General features: G+C 72.0%; 17 protein-coding genes. 6 read left to right on the forward strand and 11 right to left on the reverse strand.

From position 1 onward, the window contains the following. Positions 1 to 8: 8 nt before the first annotated feature. The 5 genes from ABZ919_RS06420 to ABZ919_RS06440 all read right to left on the reverse strand — a co-directional run bounded on the left by ABZ919_RS06420 (position 9) and on the right by ABZ919_RS06440 (position 6,037). The gene (locus ABZ919_RS06420) at positions 9 to 1,109 is read right to left on the reverse strand and encodes a fatty acid desaturase family protein (RefSeq protein ID WP_361243397.1); all 1,101 of its coding nucleotides are present in this window, start codon (positions 1,107 to 1,109) and stop codon (positions 9 to 11) included. Between the two features lie 171 nt (positions 1,110 to 1,280). Continuing rightward, the gene (locus ABZ919_RS06425; RefSeq protein ID WP_361243399.1) at positions 1,281 to 2,372 is read right to left on the reverse strand and encodes a DUF1611 domain-containing protein; all 1,092 of its coding nucleotides are present in this window, start codon (positions 2,370 to 2,372) and stop codon (positions 1,281 to 1,283) included. Between the two features lies 1 nt (position 2,373). Further along, positions 2,374 to 3,627 carry an MFS transporter gene (locus ABZ919_RS06430; RefSeq protein ID WP_361243401.1) on the reverse strand — a complete coding sequence of 418 codons (1,254 nt, stop codon included), beginning with the start codon at positions 3,625 to 3,627 and terminating at the stop codon, positions 2,374 to 2,376. After that, positions 3,620 to 4,912, reverse strand: coding sequence for an ATP-grasp domain-containing protein (locus ABZ919_RS06435; protein WP_361243402.1), 1,293 nt, complete (start codon positions 4,910 to 4,912; stop codon positions 3,620 to 3,622). The genes ABZ919_RS06430 and ABZ919_RS06435 overlap by 8 nt, the downstream gene beginning before the upstream one ends. A 531-nt stretch (positions 4,913 to 5,443) precedes the next feature. Then, complete coding sequence (locus tag ABZ919_RS06440) at positions 5,444 to 6,037, reverse strand: helix-turn-helix domain-containing protein (protein WP_361243404.1); 594 nt, start codon at positions 6,035 to 6,037, stop codon at positions 5,444 to 5,446. Positions 6,038 to 6,161: 124 nt separating this feature from the next. On the opposite strand from ABZ919_RS06440, the gene ABZ919_RS06445 reads away from it, so the two are divergent. After that, a complete protein-coding gene (locus ABZ919_RS06445; protein ID WP_361243405.1) occupies positions 6,162 to 7,271 on the forward strand; it encodes an NAD(P)/FAD-dependent oxidoreductase in 1,110 nt (369 codons plus the stop codon). A gap of 295 nt (positions 7,272 to 7,566) precedes the next feature. Here the strand turns inward: ABZ919_RS06445 and ABZ919_RS06450 are convergent, their stop codons facing one another. Continuing rightward, the gene (locus tag ABZ919_RS06450; protein WP_361243407.1) at positions 7,567 to 8,475 is read right to left on the reverse strand and encodes a LysR family transcriptional regulator; all 909 of its coding nucleotides are present in this window, start codon (positions 8,473 to 8,475) and stop codon (positions 7,567 to 7,569) included. A gap of 137 nt (positions 8,476 to 8,612) precedes the next feature. Between ABZ919_RS06450 and ABZ919_RS06455 the strand changes: the two genes are divergently transcribed. From ABZ919_RS06455 to ABZ919_RS06465, 3 genes are all read left to right on the forward strand, one after another. Further along, positions 8,613 to 9,431: a 3'(2'),5'-bisphosphate nucleotidase CysQ gene (locus ABZ919_RS06455; RefSeq protein WP_361243409.1), complete on the forward strand. Its 819-nt coding sequence runs from the start codon at positions 8,613 to 8,615 to the stop codon at positions 9,429 to 9,431. A 42-nt stretch (positions 9,432 to 9,473) separates the two neighbouring features. Then, positions 9,474 to 10,070, forward strand: coding sequence for an NAD(P)-binding domain-containing protein (locus tag ABZ919_RS06460; RefSeq protein ID WP_361243411.1), 597 nt, complete (start codon positions 9,474 to 9,476; stop codon positions 10,068 to 10,070). Between the two features lie 181 nt (positions 10,071 to 10,251). Continuing rightward, complete coding sequence (locus ABZ919_RS06465; RefSeq protein WP_361243413.1) at positions 10,252 to 11,193, forward strand: alpha/beta hydrolase; 942 nt, start codon at positions 10,252 to 10,254, stop codon at positions 11,191 to 11,193. 312 nt (positions 11,194 to 11,505) lie between these two features. On the opposite strand, the gene ABZ919_RS06470 is transcribed toward ABZ919_RS06465, so the two are convergent. After that, positions 11,506 to 11,679: a CsbD family protein gene (locus ABZ919_RS06470; protein ID WP_361243415.1), complete on the reverse strand. Its 174-nt coding sequence runs from the start codon at positions 11,677 to 11,679 to the stop codon at positions 11,506 to 11,508. A gap of 139 nt (positions 11,680 to 11,818) precedes the next feature. On the opposite strand from ABZ919_RS06470, the gene ABZ919_RS06475 reads away from it, so the two are divergent. Beyond that, positions 11,819 to 11,989, forward strand: coding sequence for a hypothetical protein (locus ABZ919_RS06475; RefSeq protein ID WP_055495969.1), 171 nt, complete (start codon positions 11,819 to 11,821; stop codon positions 11,987 to 11,989). Between the two features lie 566 nt (positions 11,990 to 12,555). After that, positions 12,556 to 12,771 carry a hypothetical protein gene (locus tag ABZ919_RS06480; protein WP_361243417.1) on the forward strand — a complete coding sequence of 72 codons (216 nt, stop codon included), beginning with the start codon at positions 12,556 to 12,558 and terminating at the stop codon, positions 12,769 to 12,771. Between the two features lie 62 nt (positions 12,772 to 12,833). Here ABZ919_RS06480 and ABZ919_RS06485 read toward each other — a convergent pair whose 3' ends face one another. The 4 genes from ABZ919_RS06485 to ABZ919_RS06500 form a co-directional block, all read right to left on the reverse strand. Beyond that, positions 12,834 to 15,452 (reverse strand): DHA2 family efflux MFS transporter permease subunit, encoded by a 2,619-nt coding sequence (locus tag ABZ919_RS06485; RefSeq protein ID WP_361243419.1) that lies wholly within the window; start codon positions 15,450 to 15,452, stop codon positions 12,834 to 12,836. Between the two features lie 209 nt (positions 15,453 to 15,661). Further along, positions 15,662 to 16,279 (reverse strand): hypothetical protein, encoded by a 618-nt coding sequence (locus tag ABZ919_RS06490; protein WP_361243421.1) that lies wholly within the window; start codon positions 16,277 to 16,279, stop codon positions 15,662 to 15,664. Positions 16,280 to 16,372: 93 nt separating this feature from the next. Beyond that, positions 16,373 to 18,388 carry an SWIM zinc finger family protein gene (locus tag ABZ919_RS06495; RefSeq protein WP_361243500.1) on the reverse strand — a complete coding sequence of 672 codons (2,016 nt, stop codon included), beginning with the start codon at positions 18,386 to 18,388 and terminating at the stop codon, positions 16,373 to 16,375. Positions 18,389 to 18,399: 11 nt separating this feature from the next. Beyond that, positions 18,400 to 21,183, reverse strand: coding sequence for a DEAD/DEAH box helicase (locus tag ABZ919_RS06500; RefSeq protein ID WP_361243502.1), 2,784 nt, complete (start codon positions 21,181 to 21,183; stop codon positions 18,400 to 18,402). Positions 21,184 to 21,337 lie beyond the last annotated feature (154 nt).

The raw sequence follows: 21,337 nt of genomic DNA on the forward strand, positions 1-21,337 counted from the left end.
GCGCGGGGTCAGGAGGCCCGGGCCAGTGCCACGGCCTCGGCGAAGGAACCCTGCTCGCGGTTCTGTGCCGGATCACCTCCGGTGCGGCGCCAGCGGCGGTACTTGGCGGCGTAACTGAGCAGCGTCTCCTGGTTCCTGCGCCCCCACGAGCGGGTCAGGATGCCCGCCCACAGCCCGTCCCAGCGGGCGTAGCCAGGGTCTTGCAGCAGCACTCGGTGCGCCCTCTTCATGTTCCAGAAGGGCACCCCGGTGTTGAGGTGGTGCACCAGGTGGTAATTGTCGTGGTGCCGGCCGAGCAGGAAACGCTCGATCACCCAGCCGTGGCGGTTGCGGGTCATGAGGATCTGCCGGGACTCGCTCTCCGGCAGCGGGTAGTGCTCCGCCAGCTCCGACAGCCAGCCGATGGCGATGGCCGTGGTGAAGAGGGGCACGAACCAGAACAGCAACAGTTCCGGCAGCCAGCCCTGCCAGGTGCACACGGCTCCGATCACGGCCCACTGCGCGAGCAGCAGCGCGCGCTCCGTACTCTGGCGTACCGGCATGGAGACCGCGACGTCGTCCGCCTTGAAGAGGATGCGATCACGCACGACGTATCCGACGTACTCGGCCGCGCGCAGACCGAGCAGCGCGCACGTGATGTTGCGGAAGAAGAACTTCCGGTCGGATTGCGTGTGGTCGTAGATGCCTATCTCCACGTGGAAGTTGTAGTCGGGGTCCTTTTCGGGATCACCGAGGAAACGGTGGTGGAAGCCGATGTGGGAGTTGCGGTACGGGTTGTACATGTGCAGGACGAGATAGCCGGAGAACACCGTTCCCAGCAGCAGATTGAGTCGGCCGTTGCGGGCGAGGACCTTGTGGGAGGACTCGTGCAGCAGATTGACGAAGGCCCGCTGCGTGGAGCCGATGAGGATGGCCGAGACCGGGTAGAACCAGTAGGAGACTCCCACGCACAGCCACACCGACGCGGCGACCAGCAGGTAGTCCCCGATCAGCGCCAGCGGGGCATGGTGGTTGTCGAGCTTGCACAACTCCTTCAGCGCCTTGCGCACCTGACGGTCGAGCCTGCTGAAGTCGAGGCTGTGCAGTTCGCTCTGTACGGATATCGTCACGTTTCCTCTCCAGTGGCGGGGAAGGCGGCACGGCGCCGGACCGAAGCGGACGCGGGCGGGCGTACGACGGTGCGCGCGTGGGGGATGGAGCAGGGCGCGGCAGGACGGGACGGCGATGGCGCGCCGGGCGCGCCATCGCCGGGTGGTGGAGGGGCCGGGGAAAGGACCGGGTCAGGCGGTCGGGCCGGCCAGGATCGCGTCCAGCAGCGGGGCGGCGCCGTAGCGGACCACGTCGGTGGTCGGCAGGCCCGTGGCCGCCTCGATGGCCGCGATCTCCTCGCGCGCCCGCTCGTCCGGCAGTCCGGCGGTGATCAGCGAGATGCCCACGACCGGGCAGCGGCCCTCCGGCCACAGCCAGCTCGCGCCCTCCGCGTGCATCTCGATCGCCCGCTCCAGTGACGGCAGCGGGTGATCCGGCAGCAGCTTGATGGTCGGGCGGCTCAGGTCGTGGCACATGATCAGGGAGTCCGCGCGGCTGCCGTGCATCAAGAAGAGCGGCCCGCCGGAGCCCCGCGGGTGGTTCAGCGCGCCCTGGCCCTCGACCAGGACGAGGTCGCTCTGCTCGACGGCGGCGCAGACCTCCTCCTCGATGATCTTGGCGACGTAGTCGACCATGATCGCGTCGATCGACACTCCCCGGCCGGTGATCATGGTCCCGATCTGCCCGGTCGCCACGAACGCGGGCGACAGGCCGCGCCGGAGCGCCTCCTTCTCGATCTCGAGCATCGTGGTCATCTTGCCGATGCCGCAGTCGGTGCCGACCGCGAGCACGGTCCGCGAGCCGGGGCGATGCTTCTTGATCTCGAACACCGGCTTGCCGTCCGGTGTGAACTCGACGGTGTACCGCTCCTTGGGCTCCCGGCGGACGTCCCAGAGCGTGGCCCCGCCGCGCTCGGCCGCCGCCCGGATCTCCTCGTCCTCACCCAGCATCGTGTGCAGGCCGTTGATCACGTCGAGGCCCTGGCCGAGCGCTTCCAGGATCATGGGCCGCCAGCTCGGCGGCAGGATGCCGCCGGTGGGCTCGGTCCCGAGCAGGACGGCCTCCGGCTGGAAGGCCATGGCGGCGTTGATGTCCGCGACGATCGGGATGCCGACACCGAGGCCGCCGCCGATCACTTCACCGGCGTCCCGGCCGGCGTTGTGGCTGTCGATCACCGTGACCACCCGGTCGGACCGGTACCGCAGGATGCCGGTCACGGTCTTGGCCGTGCTGGGGGTGATCTCGTCCTCGGCGAGGATGGCGATGCGCTTCAGGTGTTCCATGTCATTGCCCTTCGTCCGGTTGGGAGGGGGTGGTGGTGCGGGCTCTGGCCAGGTGGAGGCAGACACCGGCGATCGTGACCGTGCCGAGCGCCAGCCAGTACCAGTCGCCGCGGCCATGCTGGTGACAGGCCAGGAATACGGCGCCGCCGAACAGCGATCCGAGGGCCTCGCCGGTGGTCAGCGAGACGCCCTGGAGGTTCGACGAGGTGATGGCGGAAACGTTGGTGAGGCGGTTGAACGCGATGCTGACCATCGGGGTGTAGAGCATCTCGGCGAGCGCGAACACCGCCATGGCAGCGGCCGCTCCGAGGACGAGCGGCAGTCCTGCGCCCAGCAGAACGATGCCGCAGCCGAAGGCGAGCACCGAGAAGGCCAGGAGCGTGATCGGCGCCGTACCGGCCCGCAGGCGGCGGTTCGCCAGGACGGTCACCCCGGACTGGAACACCGCGATGGCGATCGGGGGGCCGCCCAGGAGGACCGCGCGCAGGAGCGGGGAGTCGATCGTCAGCGCGACATACAGAGCGAACGCGGAGTAGAACTGTCCGTAGGCGAAGGCCCCGGCTGCCGTGAGGGTGAGGGCGCCCACGCACTCGGGATCGCGCAGCGCGCGGATCCGGGCACGGGCCCCGCCGCTGCGCCGGATTGTGCTCGGCGGACGCAGCCCGGCCGGAAGGCCGACGAGGAGCGTCGCGGCCGCGGCCAGGTAGGCGATGCCGATGAACGCCAGCAACGGCCGGTTGTCACCGGAGACGTAGAGCACGCCGGCGATGAACGGGCCCAGGGCGGCGGCGACGTTGGTGGCGATCTGGACGACGGAGTAGATGGTGTTGCGTGCGGGTTCGCTGGTGACGCTCTCCGCGACCAGCACGCGAACGAGCACACCGTGGACGCTGTTGCCGAAGCCGGCCAGGCAAAGTGCCAGAAGGACCGGCACCGGCCCGGTGGCCCAGGCAAGCGCGCCGAACCCGACACCGGAACACAGCATGCCCGCCGCCATGGCCACGGAGTAGGGCAGTCTCGGCAGCCAGCGGCTGACCGGAAGCGAGGACAGGCCGATGCACAGCAGGAAGGCGAACATGCCGAACCCGGCGACCGGCGACGTACCTCCGCCGCCGCGGGCCAGCATGACGGCCAGCACCGGCATCAGGGAGAACTTGCCGAACTGGCAGCACAGATAGTTGACGGCGAGAACGCGCCGCAGCACCCGTTCACTCACCCGCGTTGCCGCGCCCGGCCGTTCGACGACCTCAGTCATCGTCGCCGCCGTCCGTCCGCTCGTAGCCGACGTGCCGGGAGAGGTCGTTCTCGCGGCTGAGGTCGCGGTCGGCGGGCGCCGTCCGCGACTGCTCGGCCGTCGGCTCCTCCGTCACGCTGAAGACCAGCCGCGCCGCGCCCTGCGCGGCCTTGGCCGCCGCCTGGGCCGGCGTCTTCCCGGTCGCGATCACGTACCCGGCCCGGTCCCCCGACCAGCGCACCGGTCCGATGCGCCGGCCTACCTCGTGCAGTACCCGGACCTCCGTCACATCCGGGTCGGCGACAACCTCCTCCTTCCCGCTCACCGCAACCAGTTCGCCGCACGGGGCCTCGGCGAACCTGATCGCCGAGGCGCGGAGGGCGGCCGGGGGCGCGGTCAAGGGCTCCGCCCGCCCCAGCGCCCACGCCACGGTCAGCTCCTCCATGTCCACTCCGTAGGCGAGGCGAACCAGTTCGTTGATCCGGTCCCCGCCGCGCCGGCAGTGGCCTTCGACGATCCGTGGGCCGGCGGCGGTGAGTTTCACCTCTACATGGGACGGACCGTCGCTCAGGCCGACCGCGTCCAGGAAGGCACCGGCCAGGGCGACGACCTCTGCGGCGACGTTCTCGTCCAGTTCGGCGGGTACGGTGTGCCCGGTCTCCACGAACCCGTCGCCGGTCGACTTGTCGGTGAGCGCGAGGACGACATGCCGTCCGGCGAAGCTAAAGCTCTCTACGCTCATTTCGGGCCCGTCGAGGCGCTCCTCCATGAGGAACGCGCTCGCCCCGGTGCCGGCGAACTCCTCCGCGATCGCGTCCACCCGGTGCGGCTCGACAAGGACCACCCCGAAACTGCCGGTCGCGGCGACCGGTTTGGCGATGAACGGGAAGCCGTGCTCGGCACCGAACGCCCGCAGATCGTCCGCTGTCCGCCCCAGGGCGGCCGCCACCGGACTCAGTCCCCGCTCGGCGAGCCGGGTGCGCATGGCCCACTTGTCGGTGACGAGACGGGCGGTGTGCGAGCCGGGCCCGCGCAGCCCCAGCCGCTCGTTCAGCGCGGCGAGGGACAGCAGGGCGTGCTCTTGAATGCTCACCACCGCGTCGAACGGCCTGAGCACGTGCAGGTGCGCGACGAGGTCGACGAACGCCGGTTCCGTGTAGTCGGCCAGCAGCGTCACGGCCGGAGCGACGGCTTCCTCCGGTCGGACGCGTTCGGGACGCTGTGCCCACCACACCTCGGCCCCCAGCTTGACGGCCGCGTCGACCATGGACTGTTGATCCCCGAGGACCAGTACACGAGGCTTCATGACAAGGATGATGCCAAAAGTTGCCTAGCTTGGCAATGCATGGGTCACGCCTTGTCAACCGGAGACAGCTGGTCCGCGGCAGCGCAGCCGAGGCCGTCGCCGGCATTCCGACGACGCGTCACTCACCCTCGGCTGCTGCGTACTTGTTGCACGGCTTCCGCTCAACGTCGTCAGCCGACTGCCTGCGCTCTACTGCGGGAAGCAGCGGTTAGTGGGGCTCGGGGGTCGCCAGCGCGTCCCCGTCGCGGGCCGTCGCCGAGTAGGTGACGTCGATCCGGCCGTCGAACTGTCGGCGACGGTGGACAAGCGGTCCTTGACGAAGGGCGGGTGGCCATCGCCCGTCTTGACCAGCCGGTTGGCCGACTGAGCGGAGGCGAAGACGGACTTCGGCAGGGTGAGGCGGCTCAGCGGCACTTCGGCACCACGGCCTTCGTGCAGTACATGCCGAGGACTTCAATCCGCCGAGCCGGTATGCGGGCGCCGGCCAGGATCCTCGGCTGCCGCACGGCAAGGGGGCCCTGGCGAGCGACGTCAGTTGCCCGGATGGGAGGCTGCCCAGCCGTGTTCGAGCAGCGCGAAGGCCTCGTCGGCGGCTCGGCGCGGTTCGGCGTGCCCCAGGATGAGGCTGCGGGCCTCAAGGGCGAAACGGGCCAGGGCGGCGCAGCTGACGTCATCCTCGGGCGCACCCACCTCCTCGGCGACGGCCCTGGCCAGGGCCGCTTCGTGGCGCGTCCACATGCGGTGGGCGTAGTCGCGCAGCGCGGGGGTTTCCTGCACCAGGCGCGTGAAGTCGGCGAACCGCGGGTCGCTGGCGTGGACGGCGAGTTGGGCCTGTTTCCGCAGGAGGTGCTCGCGCAGCGCCTGCGGGATCGACTGGCCCGGGGCGCGTTCGCGCACGGCGGCGACGAGTTCTGCTTCCAGTTCGTCGTCCTGATCGAAGACCAGGGCTTCCTTGCCGGAGAAGTGTTTGAACAGGGTGGTCACCGAGACGTCGGCACGGTCGGCGACGTCCTTGACGCCGACCTGGTCGTAGCCGCGCTCGAGGAAGAGCTCAAGCGCGGCGTCGGCAAGGGACTGGCGGGTCTGGGCCTTCTTGCGCTCGCGGCGCCCGGTCGGTTCGGTCACTCGCCCACCGTACCTCGAAGTGCAGTCGCTGCAAAAGTTTAGTCATTGCGCTTATTTATCCAGTGTGCTTTCTTGGTCGTGCCGGATCTCCCGGCGGCTCACCCACCTCCCGAGGGGCACTCCCATGAACTCTGCCCGTGATCCCCGCATCGCGATTGCCGGCGCCGGCCTCGGCGGCCTCACCTGCGCCCGAGTCCTCCAGCAACACGGCCGCTCCGTCACCGTCTTCGAACGCGAGGCATCCGCCGGCGCCCGCCCGCAGGGCGGCTCCCTCGACATGCATCCCGACACCGGCCAGGCCGCCCTCGGTACGGCGGGGCTCCTCGACCGGTTCCACGCCCTCGCCCGCCCCGAAGGAGACGAGTGGCGCGTGCTCGACTTCGCCACCGCCGCCCTCCTGGCGCAGCAGGGGCCGTCCGCCGACGGCGGCCGGCCGGAGATCGACCGAGGCCAGCTGCGGGGCCTGCTCCTGGACTCGCTCACCGAGGGCACGGTGCGGTGGGACCGTGCCGTCACCGGCGTCACCCCGCTGGCGGACGGCACCTGCCGGCTGCTCTTCGGTGACGGCACCGCCGAGGACTTCGACCTGGTGGTCGGTGCCGACGGCGCCTGGTCACGCGTGCGCCCGGCTCTGTCACCCGCCGTACCCGGCTACACCGGTGTCACCTTCGTCGAGACCGGGTTCGACGACTGCGACACCCGACATCCCGAGCTCGCGCGGCTGGTCGGCAACGGATCGATGCTGGCGAAGGGCGCCGGCAGGACCTTGGTCGCCCAGCGCAACAGCAACGGCCACATCCGCGCCTACATCGCGCTCCGCGCGCCCAAGGACTGGCATGAGGCCGCCGGTGTCGACCTCGGCGACCGGCGGGCCGTGCGGACATATCTGTCGAGGTTGTTCGACGACTGGGACGAGAGCCTGCGCTACCTCCTGCGCAACAGCGACCACAAGTTCATCCACCGGTCCCTGTTCGTCCTGCCCGCCCCGCACACCTGGGAACACGTTCCCGGCGTCACGCTGCTCGGCGACGCCGCGCACCTGATGCCACCCGTCGGGCTGGGCGCCAACCTCGCCATGCTCGACGGCGCCGACCTCGCCCACGCACTGGTCACCGAGTCCAGCGTCGACGACGCCGTGCGCGCCTACGAGAGCATCATGCTGCCGCGCTCGATCGAGGCCGCGACGGGGAGTGCGAAGGGACTCGACAACCTCGTTCCCGCGACGGCCTCCTGAAGCGACTTGTATCCGGCCGACTGACTGAGCAGGGCAAACAGGTCAGCGATCGTGAGCCGCAGGCGTCGCTCCGGCCGCCCCGCGGCCGGCGCAGCACGGGGGTAGGCGGCCAGGGGTCTGTCGAGACGTTCGTGTCCTGCCTTCTCGGCAAGCTCGGGCTTCGCGGCCCCGTTCAGCTCGGTCGTGTACGCCTACCGGCGGGGTTGGTGCACTGATGCGGGTGCGGACAGCGGCCGGCCGTGCGGCATCGAGGTGGTCGCCTGGACGTATGGGTGAAGCAGCCGGACGGCGCCGGCTACGACGACGCTCCGCCCATGGCCAGCGCGGTTCGCGCCAGCCCGCGCAGCCAGGCGTGGGCGTGGTCGGTGTCGTAGCGCTGATGCCACGACAGGTATATCGGCGCCGACGGCAGTTCGAGCGGGAGAGGCAGCACGACCAGGCCGAGGTCGGCGACCGCGGACCGCGCGGTGGCTTCAGGGACGCTGATCAGGAGATCGGAGCCGCGCGCGAACTCCAGTGCGGCAGCTTCCGTGGGCGCGGTCGCCACCACGCGGCGGGTGAGGCCGAGCCGCGCGAGGGCGTCGTCGAGGGCATTGCTGAGGTTTCCACGTCGCGAGACGGTGACGTGCTCAGCGGCGGCGTACCGCTTCGGGGTGACGGTCCTGACACGAGTGAGCGGGTGCCCCTGCCTCACCACGATGACGAGGCGGGTCTCGCCCACCTTCTCGGCGCGGATCTCCGGTGCGCTCGGGCGGTTGGCGTTCGCCTCCAGGTCGACCTCGCCGCGCCGCAACTCGGGGGTGTCGATGCTCGATTCCGCGACGAAGCGCAACCGCACGCCCGGCGCCTGTCCGCGCACGGCCGAGAGCAGCGCGGGGCCGCCCAAGGCGACCAGGGAATCGTGCCAGCGGAGTGCGAAAGTGCGCTCCAGCGTTGCCAGATCGAGTTCACGGCTCGGTGCCAGCACCCCCTGGACCTGCTGCAGCAGCTCGTGCACCTGTTCCCGGACGGCGATCGCATACGGCGTCGGGGTCATCGTGCGGCCGGTGCGCACCAGGATCTGATCCCCCGTCGTGCGGCGGATTCGGCCCAGACTCCTGCTCATCGCGGGGGCGGTGACATGCAGGCGCGCGGCCGCCCCGGCCACACTGCCCTCCTCCAGCAGCGCGTCGAGCGCGGCCAGCAGATTCAAATCCAATTGCATGTGAGTAATTCTAGCCGTGCTTTACATGCATTTGAAGTCAATCAAGGGGCTGTATACCTTCGAGACCAGAGCGCTGAGCCGAGCGCACAGTCCGGCTCGAACGGCCTCATCACCCCCTATTCACAAGGGAGTTCACCATGTCCGAAACGCTTCACACCACTGACGCCGCCGCCTCCGGCGCCGACCTGCTCGCCCAGACCGCGATCGCCGTGCGCGCGGCCGGTTCGGCGCTGCGCGAGCGCTTCGGCGAGGTGGTCCGCTACCAGACCCGCGAAGATCTGATGCGCGCCCTCGCCGCCAACGACGACACGGCCCTCGACATCCTGCGCCCCCGCCTCACGGGCCTGCGCCCGGACGCCGGCTGGGTGGAGGACGAGCTGGACGGCGGGGCGCTGCCGCCCGGCGAATGGTGGGTCGTGGATCCGGCCGAAGGCAACGTCAACCACCTGCACGCCCTGCCGGAGTGGGCGGTGACCGCCACCCTCGTGCGCGACAACCAGCCCGTGCTCACCGCGGTCCACCTGCCGTTGACCGGGGAGACCTACACCGCGCTCACCGGCTCGGGCGCCCACCTCGACGGCCGACCGCTGCACGTCTCCCCAACCGCGGACCTCGGCCTGAGCATCGTGGCCACCAGCCAGGCCCGGCCCGACGAGGACGAGCAAGTCGTGCGGCGCGTCGGCTCCTCGATCACCGCGATGCTCTTCGACGCGCTCGTCGTCCGCACCGCCGTGCCCGCGACCCTGCACCTGACCAACGTGGCCGCCGGCCGCATCGACGCGTTCTGGCAGTTCGCCGGCGCCCGCGCGGACCTGCTCCCCGGCGCACTGCTCGTCACCGAGGCCGGCGGACAGATCTCCGACGCCCAGGGCCGCCCCTGGACCCCACAGAGCGAAAGCCTCCTGGCCGCCGCCCCCGGCATCCACGCCCAGGCCGTCGCCACGCTCTCACGCTGACCGCGCACCACAACCCGCACCCACGAAAAGGACCACATCACCATGACCACGATCGCAGTACTCGGAAACGGCCGCGTCGGCGGCAACCTGGCCACAGCCCTCACCCGGGCAGGGCATGAGGTGACCGTGGCGGACCGCACACCGGGCGCCGCCGCCGACGCTGCCCGGACAGCCCGGATCGTCATCAACGCCACCCCGGGAGCCGGCTCGCTGGACCGGCTCGCCGCCCTACGGGAGGAACTGCGCGGCAAGATCCTCGTCGACGTCTCCAACGCCACCACCGACGGACCGGACGGACTGCCCGCGGACCTGATCCACCCCGGCTCGAGCCTCGCCGAGCAACTCCAGGACGCCCTCCCCGAAACCCGCGTCGTCAAGACCCTCAACACCATGCTCTTCCCGGTGATGACCGCACCGGCCACGCTCACCCAGACACCGACCGCGTTCCTCTCCGGCGACGACCCGCAGGCCAAGCAGACGGTCGGTGAACTGCTCACCGACCTCGGCTGGCACCAGGAGTGGATCACCGACCTCGGCGGAATCCATACCGCCCGCGCCACCGAGGCCGCGATCCTCTTCGTCCCGCACGTCATCCGGTCCACCGGATTCACACCCTTCGCGCTCTCGATCGCCCGCTGACCGTACGCAGCGCACCGCCACCGGCAGGCCCACATCCAGAACGGATACGACAGCGCAGCCAGGGCCGGCGATCCAGCGCCGGACGGCATCACGCTGCCGCTGCTCCACTCCTGCGACTTGCAGAGATCGGAACAGTCATTCCCATCCGTGTCGCTTCGCCAGCTCCAGGAAGGTCCTCATCATGTCCCTCGACCCCCAGATCGATGCCCTGCTCGAGAAGTTGGCCGAAGGAGGCGAACCGGCACCGGAGAGCCGAACGGTCGCGGAGAACCGCGACCTCGTGAGCAGCTTCGCCACCCTCGCGGGTGACGTCGAGCCCGTCGGCAGCGTGCACGACGCAGTGGCCGCCGCCGAAGGACTCGAGGTCCCCGTCCGTATCTACGCCCCCGCCGCCGTCCCGCGCTCCGGGCCGCTGCCCGTGACGGTCTTCTTCCACGGCGGCGGATGGGTCCTCGGAGACCTGGACAGCCAGGACCACATCGCCCGCATCATGGCCAACCGCTCCGGCACGCTCATGGTCTCCGTCGACTACCGGCTAGCGCCCGAACACCGTTTCCCGGCAGGGATCGAAGACGCCTACGCCGCCCTGACATGGGTCGCGGCCGGCGCCGGAGGTTTCGGCGGCGACGGGCAAAGCATCGCGGTGTTCGGCGAGAGCGCCGGCGGCAACCTCGCCGCGGCCCTCGTGCAGGAAGCGCAGCGGCGCGGGGGACCTCGGATCGCACTCCAGGTACTGGCGTACCCGGCGGTCGACCGGTTCGACGACAGCCCCTCCATGTACGAGAACATGGCCGGACCGCTGTTGAGCCGCAGCTGGCTCGAGTGGTTCTGGGGCCTCTACCTCAACACGCCCGACGAAGGCGCAGACCTGCGCGTCTCGCCGGCGCGCTGCGACGAGCTGGCCGGGCTGCCTCCCGCCGTCGTCGTCACCGCCGAACACGATCCGCTGCGGGACCAGGGTGACCGGTACGCGCAGAAGCTCGCCGACGCCGGCGTGCCGGTCACGCACCTCCCGGTCAAGGGTGCCACCCACGCCTTCTTCTCGTTCACCGGGTCCGTGCAGCTCTCACGGGACGTCTTGAATCAGCTCGGAGATGCCGTGGCCACGGCGTTCAACGACTGACCCGCCCACCGTTGTGACGATCATCAGGCAGCGGCTGAGTGAGCTACGACGGCGTGCCTTTGCGGCACAGAAGATGCAGGGCGCCATGATGAACTGGCTTGGGCAGGGTCTCGCTCGTACCGAAGCAGTCACGAAAGACCTGTCGAGAGCATCGGCGCGCGAGCGAGACGGTTGTGGCGGAGACCTGCAAGCCACCTTCTCGGGCCAGCCGCAGACAGCCGGAGCAGGAAATCGACGGTGCCGGATCAACGCGTGGCCCCGCCGAACCGGAAAGAGGCCCCTCACAAGGGGCCTCTTTCCGGTTCGCGGAGGTCAGTGCTTGAAGGCGTCCTTGGCCTTTTCCTTGGCTTCGCGGGCGTCCCCGGTGCTCTTCTCTGCCTGGCCTTCGGCGGCCATACGGTCGTTGCCGATGGCGCTTCCCAGAGCCTCCTTGGCCTTGCCCTTGGCCTGCTCGGTCTTCGCCTTCGTCTTCTCGTTGGCAGTCACAGAACAACGCCTCCTCGTAGCTTCGGGACCGCGGTCGCGGTAACCGGCTCGTGCCCCTGCTTCCCCTTGATAAACAAGGTGCTGATCTCGAATATCGAAGAAAAGGCAGGGAAGACGGGCGGACAGGAGGTCGATAACTATGGTTCCCCTGCTTCTGGTCCTGCTTCTCGCGGTCATCCTTTTCGGTGCCGGTTTCGCTGTCAAAATCCTTTGGTGGGTGGCCCTCGCCGTCCTGGTCGTGTGGCTGCTCGGTTTCGTCATGCGATCCACCAGTGCCGGTGGTGGTCGCGGCCGCTGGTATCGATGGTGACCTGATCATCAACTGCGCCAGCAGGGCCCGTACCGTCCCGGTACGGGCCCTGCTGGCGTGATCGGTGAGCGTCGGGCGGGGGCCGGTTTGCCATAGCGGACGAAGGCGCCCCAAAAGGAAGCAGGCGGGACACGTGAGGCAGCAGGCGGGCGGCAGCGATGTCGGCGGCGGGCGCGTCCTCATGGCAGGCAGGTACACCTTGCAGATGCATTGCGCAGGCGAAGGCTACGCCCGGTCAATCGCGAAGGGCCTCCGGCGGCGTTACCACAGATGTGTGTCATCACAGCACCGCGTCGCATCGAGTGCTCAGTCGAGGAGAACCCGAGGGGTACGGGGCCGCGGCTGGAGCTGCAGCACACCCGCTCGGGATCCCCCGCCAGCCGCACACGAGCTCGTACACCGCCGGGCGGAACCTCCCGCGGGCCGGCCGTGCGCCCGGTTCCGTGAGCCGCCGCGTGCCGTGGAGCACTCACAGGCCGGCCCGTGCCGCCGGGCGCTGCCGGAATCCGAGGCCGGAGGCGGGCGGACACGCCCCGGCCTGCGCCACCGCGGACCGAGAGCACGCGGTGCAGCCGGGGCGCGGCGACCGGCTGTGGGCACCGCTCGTCGACGACGCGCGGACCATGGCACGGCACATCGTGGCCGGTCCGGTCGCCGGTCCCGCGCCGACCGTACCGATCACGGCGCCGGCCGGCGCGGACGACCCCGGTGGCAAGGCCCGCCGCGGCCGAGCTCTGGCGGGGACCGACGTCATCGACAAGGGCCTTGCCATGACCGGCTGACCGGGTGCCGTTCGCCCCGCACGGCGGACGGCACCCGCTGTGCGGAGCCGGTGCGGTGGGGGCTACCGGGACTCGTCCTCGTGGGACAGCTCGAGGTCGAAGTCCGTGATGCCGCTGCCGTCCATGCGCACGGAGGCCGCGACCGGGGCGTAGCCGCCGGCGATGACCGTGTACTCGCCGCCGTCGAGGTCGGTGAACCCATAAGCGCCGTCGGCGCCGGTGAGCGCGGTGCCGACCACGTTCCCGGCCGAGTCCAGCAGGATGACCTTGGCGTCGTCGAGCGGCCGGCCGCCTGCGGCGCTGACGACTCCGTGGAGCCGGGCACCGGGTTCCAGGCGGATCTCGCACGGGTCCGCGGTTCCCGGGGTGACGTCGACCGGGAGGGCGGCCGGACGGTGTCCGGGTGCGTTCACCACGAGGGTGTAACTGCCGGGGACCAGGTCGGTGAGCTCGAAGGCGCCGTCGGCGGCCGAGGTGCCGGAGGACACGACCTCGCCGCGCACGTCGGTGGCGACCAGCAGGGCGCCCGGCAGCGGGGAGCCCTCGGCCGCGTCCCGGACCGTGCCGGCGAGGGCGACCGTGCCGCTCAGCGCGAGGTCGCATTCCACCGGCCCCTCGCCGACCAGCACCGTGACGGCCTGCGGCTGCCGGGCACCGGCGGCGCCGATCAGCACATAGGTGCCGGGGCCGCCGACGGTCATCGCATAGCCCCCGTCCTCGCCGCTGACCGCGCGGCCGAGCTGCCGTCCGCCCACGTCGATCAGGGTGATCACGGCCTGTGGCACCGGCGCGCCCGTGCCGTCCAGCACCCGGCCGTGGACGCCGTACGACGAGGGCGCGGGCGCGGGTTCGAACCGGTCGGCGGCCTGCTCGACGGGCCGGGTCGTGCCGGTGGCGGGCTCGGCGGCGAGCCCGTTGGCGGTGTGTTCCGGGGCGGGCTCGGCGGCCGTGGCCGCGGCCGGCTCGGCAGCCGGGGCGGTGCCCTCCTCGGCGGCCCGTGCCTCCAGTCCGGAGACCTTGCGCAACGGCACCTCCTTGGTCCACACCGCGACCAGGAAGCCCAGCACCATCACGGCGGCCGCGATGATGAACACCAGCTGCATGGAGTCGGTGAAGCCGACCTTGAACGGCTGGGCCAGGCGGGGGTCGAGCCGCTGGATGAAGGACGAGTCGTCGAGCACGCCCGAGCCGCTCCCGCCGCCCGTGTGGGGATGCTTGAGCATCTCCAGCACCGGCTGGTTCGCGGGGTCGGCCCGTACGGCCGGGTCATGGAGCGCGGCCTGGAACGCGGGCGTCCCGTACGCGGCCCGGAACGCCGAGCTGATCTTGTCACCGACCGTGCTGAACAGCACGGAGAGGAAGACGGCGGTGCCGGCGGTGCCGCCCATCTGCCGGAAGAAGGTGGCCGACGCGGTCGCCACGCCCATGTCCTTCGGCTCGACGGCGTTCTGCACGGCCAGCGTCAGGATCTGCATGCATCCGCTCAGGCCGATGCCGAACAGCGCCATGTAGGCCATGGTCTCCGGCAGCGCCGTGTTCCACTCGACCCGGTAGTGGAACAGCAGCATGGCGGCGATGATCAGCAGCGTGCCGATGACCGGGAAGATCTTGTACTTGCCGGTCTTCTGGATGACGCGTCCGACCACGATGGTTCCGGCGATCATCCCGACCATCAGCGGCAGCATCAGCAGACCCGACCTGGTGGGGCTGACACCCTTCACGATCTGCAGGTACAGCGGGACCATCATCATCCCGCCGAACATGCCCATGCCGATCAGCACGGACAGCAGGCTCATCTTGCTGAACACGGCGCCGCGGAACAGCCGCATCGGGATCAGGGCCTCCTCGCCCATGGCCCGCTCGACGAAGACCCATGCGATCAGGCCGACCACGCCGACCGCGTAGGAGACACAGGCCTTCGTGGAGGTCCATCCCCAGTCCTGGCCCTGCTCGGCCACCAGCAGCAGCGGCACCACGCCGACGGCGATGGTGAGCGCACCCCACCAGTCGATGCGGTGCTCGCGCCGGGTGTGCGGGAGGTTCAGCACCTTGGCGACGACGAACAGCGCGATGATGCCGACCGGCACGTTGACCAGGAACACCCAGCGCCAGCCGGCGATGGCCAGGATGCTGCCGCGGCCCGCCAGGAAACCGCCGATCAGCGGGCCGAGCACGCTGGAGGAGCCGAACATCGCCAGCATGTAGCCCTGGTACCGGGCCCGCTCGCGGGGCGGCACGATGTCACCGATGATCGCCAGCGCCAGGGACATCAGGCCGCCCGCGCCGATGCCCTGGAAGGCCCGGAAGGCGGACAGCTCCGTCATCGAGGTGGCGAACGAGCAGGCCGCCGAGCCCGCGATGAAGATCGTGATGGCCGCCAGGAAGAAGGGCTTGCGGCCGTAGAGGTCCGACAGCTTTCCGTACAGCGGGGTGCTGATGGTGGAGGTGATCAGGTACGCCGTGGTGACCCAGGCCTGCGCACTGAGGCCGTGCAGATCGTCGGCGATCGTACGGATCGAGGTGCTGACGATGGTCTGGTCGAGCGCCGCGAGGAACATCCCCAGCATCAGGCCGCTGAGGATCGTCATGATCTGGCGGTGCGTCAGGCGGCCGGCTGGTGCCGATGCGGATGCGGATATCGCTCCGGTTCCCCCACGAGCCGGGGATGCGGACGTGGTCATGCGTGCGGATCTCCTTGCCTCGCCTCTCCGGCCGGGCTGTGCCCGGCTCCGAGGCTCGTGTGCGTGTGGTCGGCCAGGTCGTCGGCGCGGTGCTTCAGCGGACGGGCCGGACGGCCACCGCGCACGTTCCGTTGCTTGCGGCTACCAACTGAGTGTAGATGGCGGCCGGGGCGGCATCTGTCAGGCGGGTCCGGTCACGGAGTGCGCCCTCAGGGCATGGCCAGCCATCCGATGACGCCGGTCACGGCGAAGAGGGCGAACCCGATGCCGCAGGCCCTGAGCAGCCGGCCCAGCACGCGGCCGGCCTCCGGTGACCACAACGCCGCGCCGATCCGGCTGCCCAGCCGTGGTGCCACGGTGGAGAACGCGCCGCACAACGAGGTGAGGCCGGCGACGAGTGCCACCGCACAGGCGCAGAGCCCGGCCAGCCGCCCGGCCGTCGGCGCCACCCCGACCAGGTAGCAGTGACCGCCCGCGTCCCGCTGGACCGGCAGGACCGTCCCCTTGTCGTAGGACTCGCCGATGGAGGCGAACGAGTCCGTCACCCGGTGATCGTCGGAGCGGAAGAAGCCGTAGCAGTCGGTGTGGCGCTGTTTGCCGCTGCCGGTGGTGATGCAGGTGTCTATCTTCAGCAGCCCCGGGGTGCCGGACATGCGCGTCGAGTACTTCAGGCCGTCGGCGAGGGCGACGCCCCCGCCGGCCCCCAGGCCGCTGAACAGTAGCCCGATGAACAGCATGAACAGCGCCGTCCCGATGCGGCCCGCCACTGTCCTCGGGGCGCTCGCGGCCCTCACCGGATGCCCCCGTCCCGCCTTCACCGGTCTCACGTCTCCCGTCCACCCGTGGATACGGCCGGTCATGATGCCATCGGCCACCGGGCTCCGGCGCACCGCCCCGGCCCACCCGGCGTGGGACCGGGCCTAGAGGTCGTCCGGCGTGCCGAGACCCGTCAGGGCGCCCACCGGGTCGAGGTCCGGGGTGCCGCGGGGCCACCAGTCGTCCTGGTCCGGTTCCGACTCGTAGGCGTACCACAGGCCGTCGCGGCCGAAGCGGAGCTGGACGTGACCGCCCGGATGGGTCAGACGGTTGCGCCAGGGCCGGAAGGCCGGCAGGTCGGCGGCGAGCAGCAGGGGACGCGCCCGGTCGAAGCGGCCGGCGGGTGGGTCCCACGGCTCCTCCAGGACGGCCAGCCCGTCGAGGCCGCCCTGCCGCCAGGCGGCGACGGCACGCGCGAGCTCGGCCGGGGTGCGGCCGACGGCCTCGGCGAGCGTCGCGTAGAGCCCGCGCGTGGTGGCCGTGAGGCCGGAACCGGGGCGGGCGGCGGCCAGGCGCACCGCGTCCTGCCACAGGGTCAGCCCGCCCACCGGATCGCGTCCGGTGCCGAGCAGCGCGTGGGCGCGGGCGGCGGCGTCCGTCGCCAGCTGGTCCAGCGCGAAGGGGTCAGGGCCACCGGGCGCGGCGGGATACACCGGGGGCTGCTCCGGGTGCGGGGGCGCCGGCAACGGCGATGGCAGCGGGGGGAGTTCACGCGGCGCGAGGGCGTCGGTCGCACGGACACCGGGCAGGGAATGCGGCTGCCGTTGCCGGGCGGCAAGGGCCGCGCGGGCCGCGCTGCGCCTGGACAGCGCGTCGAGCAGGTCCCGCTCGCCGCGGCCGCGCAGCAGGAGCAGCACGAACGGGTCGGCGTCGAGCAGCCGCGCCGTCTGGTAGCAGAGTGCGGCCGCGTGCTTGCAGGGGTGCCCGGAGTCGGGGCAGCTGCAGCGCGGGACGAGGTCGCCGGGGCCGGGCAGCAGAGGGACGCCGCAGTCGGCGAGGGACTGGGGCAGTTCCTTGTCGAGCAGCGCGGCGATGTGGCCCGGGCGGTCGGCGGCCGCGTCCAGCAACCGCGCCCAGTCCTCGTCGTCCAGCGTGCGGACCCGCACCTGCACGCGGTACGGGCGGGGCCGGCTCCCGCGCACGTACGCCAGCACGAGTCCCGGGGTCACGGTGATCGCGTCGACGTGACCCTGATCGGCGTAGTCACGGCCCCGCGCCAGCCGCTTGGGATCCAGGGCGCCCTGTTCCAGCGCCTCGACCCATGCGTTGCCCCACCATGTCTCCGCGAACGGCGCTCCCCCGGTGCCGGAGGCGCGGGGCGTGAACGCCGGGAAGGTGCGGCGCAGTTCGGTGTCGCGGTGGGGGGTGGCCATGGTGGCGGGCAGGTGCGGGGGCGCCGGCACGGCGGCCCGGTCCCGCTCGCCGTGCTCGGCGGCTTCGCCGCTGCCGTCCGCGCTCGGGGGCTCCTCCTCCGGGGTGTCGGACCACGCCGGCATCCGGAAGGCGTTGGCCAGGTAGTGCCGCATGTCCTGGGCGGCCTTGCTGCGGGCGGCCCGGGCGTCCGGTGCGGGGACGGGAGCGGTACGCGGTGCCGTGGGCCCGGAGCCGCCGGCCGGGCGTGGCCCGCGCCGGGTGCGGGGCTCCTTGTGCCGCTCGCCGCGCGTGGCGTCCTCGTCCGCCTCCGCCTCGGCGCGCAGGGACTCCCGCCGGGCCGCGCGCAGCGCTTCCCGGGCGACGTCGGCGGGGCGTCCGCCCGGCGCGGCGCCGGGGCGGGCGGTCGGCGCGGCGCCGGGGCGGGCGGTCGGCGCCGGGGTTTCCGTGCGGGCCGGTGCCACGGCTGCGGTGGTCCTGAGCGCCGCTCGCGCCGCGTCGCCCGGCCTGGGCTCGGTGGGGGCGGGGTGTTCCGCCGCCGGCCCGGCCGGGCTCGCCGGTTCCCGTGCCGCGCTGTCGGGTGCCGTCTCCTCGGCCGTTCCCGGCGCGTCCGGCGCCGGCCCGGGCGCCTGAGCGCGCTCGGCATCGGTGCGTGCCCGTGCCGCCCGCAGGGCCTCGCGGGCGGCGTCGCCGGGGCGCGCGGCGGCGGCCGCCGCGGTGTCCTCCGGCGGGAGATGTGTGGCGTCCATTGGCGGACGACTCATGGTGTCCTCCGCAGGGAGACGAGGTCGGACAGCTCGCGGTCGGTCAGTTCGGTGAGGGCCGCCTCGCCGGAGCCGAGGATCGCGTCGGCCAGGGCACGTTTGGCGCTGAGCATCTCGGCGATGCGGTCCTCGACCGTGCCCTCGGTGACCAGGCGGTGGACCTGGACGGGCTGGGTCTGGCCGATGCGGTAGGCGCGGTCGGTGGCCTGTTCCTCGACGGCCGGGTTCCACCAGCGGTCGAAGTGGACGACGTGGCCCGCGCGGGTGAGGTTCAGGCCCGTGCCGGCCGCCTTCAGGGACAGCACCAGGACGGGGGTCTCGCCGCTCTGGAAGCGGTCGACCATGCGCTCGCGCTCCGGCACCGGGGTGCCGCCGTGCAGCAGGTCCACCGGGATCGCGCGGGCGGAGAGGTGGGCGGTGATGAGACGGGCCATGCCGACGTACTGGGTGAAGACGAGCGCCGAGCCGTCCTCGGTGAGCAGGGTGTCCAACAGCTCGTCCAGCAGGGCCAGTTTGCCGGAGCGGGCGGAGAGGTGGGCGGTGTGCGTCTCCTCCTTCAGATACAGCGCCGGGTGGTCGCAGATCTGTTTCAGGGCGCCCAGGAGTTTCAGGACCAGGCCCCGGCGGGCCATGCCCTCGGCGGTCTCGATGGCCAGCATCGACTCGCGCACCACCGCCTCGTACAGCGCGGCCTGCTCACGGGTGAGCGGCACCGGGTGGTCCGTCTCCGTCTTCGGCGGCAGCTCGGGGACGATGCCGGGATCGGACTTCTTGCGGCGCAGCAGGAAGGGGCGGACCAGACGGGCGAGGCGTTCCACGGCCTGCTGGTCCTCGCCGTTCTCCACCGCTCGGGCGTGCCGGGCACGGAAGGACTTGAGGGGGCCGAGGAGTCCGGGGGTGGTCCAGTCGAGGAGGGCCCACAGTTCGGAGAGGTTGTTCTCCACCGGGGTGCCGGTCAGCGCCACGCGCGCGGGGGCCGGGATGGTGCGCAGCGCCTTGGCGGTGGCCGAGTACGGGTTCTTCACGTGCTGCGCCTCGTCGGCGACGACCATGCCCCAGGGGTGTTCGGCCAGGTGGGCCGCGGTGGAGCGCATGGTGCCGTACGTGGTCAGGACGAAGCCGCCGTCGAGGCCGTCCAGCGTGCGGCCCTGGCCGTGGAAGCGGCGCACGGGGACGCCGGGCGCGAACCGGGTGATCTCCCGCTGCCAGTTGCCGAGCAGGGAGGCCGGGCAGACCACGAGGGTGGGCTCGGTCCGGGCCCGCTTCAGGTGCAGGGCGATGAGGGTGACGGTCTTGCCGAGGCCCATGTCGTCGGCGAGGCAGCCGCCCAGGCCGAGGGACGTCATGAGGTCCAGCCAGGCCAGGCCGCGCAGCTGGTAGTCGCGGAGGGTGGCGGCGAGGCCGGCGGGCGGGTCGGCGGGGCGCAGTCCGGCGGTGAGCCGGTCGCGGAGGGCGGCGAGCGCGCCGGCCGGCACGGCCTCGACGGTCTCGCCGTCGACGTCGGCGGTGCCGGTGAGCGCGACGGACAGGGCGTCGACCGGGTCGAGCAGGCCCAGTTCGCGCTTGCGGGCCTTGCGGACGAGGGCCGGATCGACCAGCACCCAGCGGTCCCGGAGCCGTACGACCGGGCGGTGGGCCTCCGCGAGGGCGTCCATCTCGGCCTCGCTGAGCGGATCTCCGCCGAGCGCCAGCTGCCAGCGGAACTGGAGCAGTTCCTCGCCTTCGAAGAAGCCGGTGCCGTCGGTCGCGGAGCCGGGCGCCGGGCGGACCACCGCGGCGGCCGTGAGGTCGCGGGCGAGGTCCCGGGGCCAGTGCACGGCGACGCCGGCGGCGGCCAGCCGCGCCGCGCCGACTCCGAGCAGCTCTCCCAGCTCCTCCTCGGACAGGGCGAGCACATCGGGCACGTCCTGCTCGGCGAGCCGGTCCAGGGGCGGCCACACGCGGGCCGCGCGCCGCACGGCGAGGGCGGCGTCCACCCGGGCGCGGGGCCCGAACGCCGTGTCTGCCTCCCCCGCCCACAGGGCCGCGGCGTCGGCCACCACAGTGGGGTCGGCGAGGCTGTGGACCTGCACGACGGCCGCTCCAGCGGCGCGGGCCCCGTCGCTCGCGCCGGCGTCGAAGACGTCGTAAGCGGACAGGTCCAGGCGCAGCGAGATCCGCACGCCCGCGTCCATGCCGGCCGCGACCTCGGCGGCCCACGCGTGCGCGTCGGGCAGGACCTGGGGCTCCCGGGCGGCGAAGGGACGGCCGGAGGTGTGGGGGGCGGCGGGGGTGCGCGGCAGGGTGTCGGCGACCGCGTCCAGGAAGGAGCGGATCAGGGCCTCCGGCTCGGGCAGCCGGAGCGGGCCGGGGTCCGGCAGCGGCACGACGTGGCCCTCCGGGGGCAGCGCCGCGGCGACCGCGCGCAGGTGGGCGATGTCGTCGGGCTCCAGCGGGCCGGCCCGCCAGGCGTCGTGACCGCTCGGGGTCAGGCCCGGCAGCAGGCGGCCGCGGGCGACCAGCCGCAGGGCGTGCAGCGCGGCGGCGCCCCAGCACGCCGTGGCCGGATGTGCGGCCGGGTCGCGGCGGGCCCGGACCAGCAGCGGCAGGGCAGCGGCGAGCGGAAGGCTCAGCGCGGGGACCTGACGGCGGCGCACTCCGGCACCGTGGCGTCGTACGACCGTCAGCTCGTCCGGGTCGCCGTCGGCTTCGGTGGGCAGGGGGCCGCCGTCGGGGTCCCAGAAGGCGATGCGGCCCTCGCGCGGCAGGGGCGCGGGCAGGTAGACGGAGGCGAGGCGCATCGGGACCGGGTTCCCGGACCGCCCGGAGGCTCCCGTGTGCCCGGCCACCGCGGCCGTGTCTGCGCTCATACGTCCTGCCACCTCCCGCCCGTGCGTCGGATCAGACGTCTTCGACTCTACGGGCGGGGTCTGACAATCGGCCCCGCAGACCGGC

Origin of the sequence: Streptomyces sp. NPDC046759 (genome assembly GCF_040645475.1) — a bacterium.
Classification (GTDB): domain Bacteria; phylum Actinomycetota; class Actinomycetes; order Streptomycetales; family Streptomycetaceae; genus Streptomyces.

Coding starts and splice junctions, on each gene's coding strand:
- ABZ919_RS06445 (WP_361243405.1), top strand. CDS start 6,162: ATGAACTCTGCCCGTGATCCCCGCATCGCGATTGCCGGCGCCGGCCTC.
- ABZ919_RS06435 (WP_361243402.1), bottom strand. CDS start 4,912: ATGAAGCCTCGTGTACTGGTCCTCGGGGATCAACAGTCCATGGTCGAC.
- ABZ919_RS06460 (WP_361243411.1), top strand. CDS start 9,474: ATGACCACGATCGCAGTACTCGGAAACGGCCGCGTCGGCGGCAACCTG.
- ABZ919_RS06450 (WP_361243407.1), bottom strand. CDS start 8,475: ATGCAATTGGATTTGAATCTGCTGGCCGCGCTCGACGCGCTGCTGGAG.
- ABZ919_RS06500 (WP_361243502.1), bottom strand. CDS start 21,183: ATGCGCCTCGCCTCCGTCTACCTGCCCGCGCCCCTGCCGCGCGAGGGC.
- ABZ919_RS06425 (WP_361243399.1), bottom strand. CDS start 2,372: ATGGAACACCTGAAGCGCATCGCCATCCTCGCCGAGGACGAGATCACC.
- ABZ919_RS06465 (WP_361243413.1), top strand. CDS start 10,252: ATGTCCCTCGACCCCCAGATCGATGCCCTGCTCGAGAAGTTGGCCGAA.
- ABZ919_RS06475 (WP_055495969.1), top strand. CDS start 11,819: ATGGTTCCCCTGCTTCTGGTCCTGCTTCTCGCGGTCATCCTTTTCGGT.
- ABZ919_RS06455 (WP_361243409.1), top strand. CDS start 8,613: ATGTCCGAAACGCTTCACACCACTGACGCCGCCGCCTCCGGCGCCGAC.
- ABZ919_RS06495 (WP_361243500.1), bottom strand. CDS start 18,388: ATGGACGCCACACATCTCCCGCCGGAGGACACCGCGGCGGCCGCCGCC.
- ABZ919_RS06430 (WP_361243401.1), bottom strand. CDS start 3,627: ATGACTGAGGTCGTCGAACGGCCGGGCGCGGCAACGCGGGTGAGTGAA.
- ABZ919_RS06485 (WP_361243419.1), bottom strand. CDS start 15,452: ATGACCACGTCCGCATCCCCGGCTCGTGGGGGAACCGGAGCGATATCC.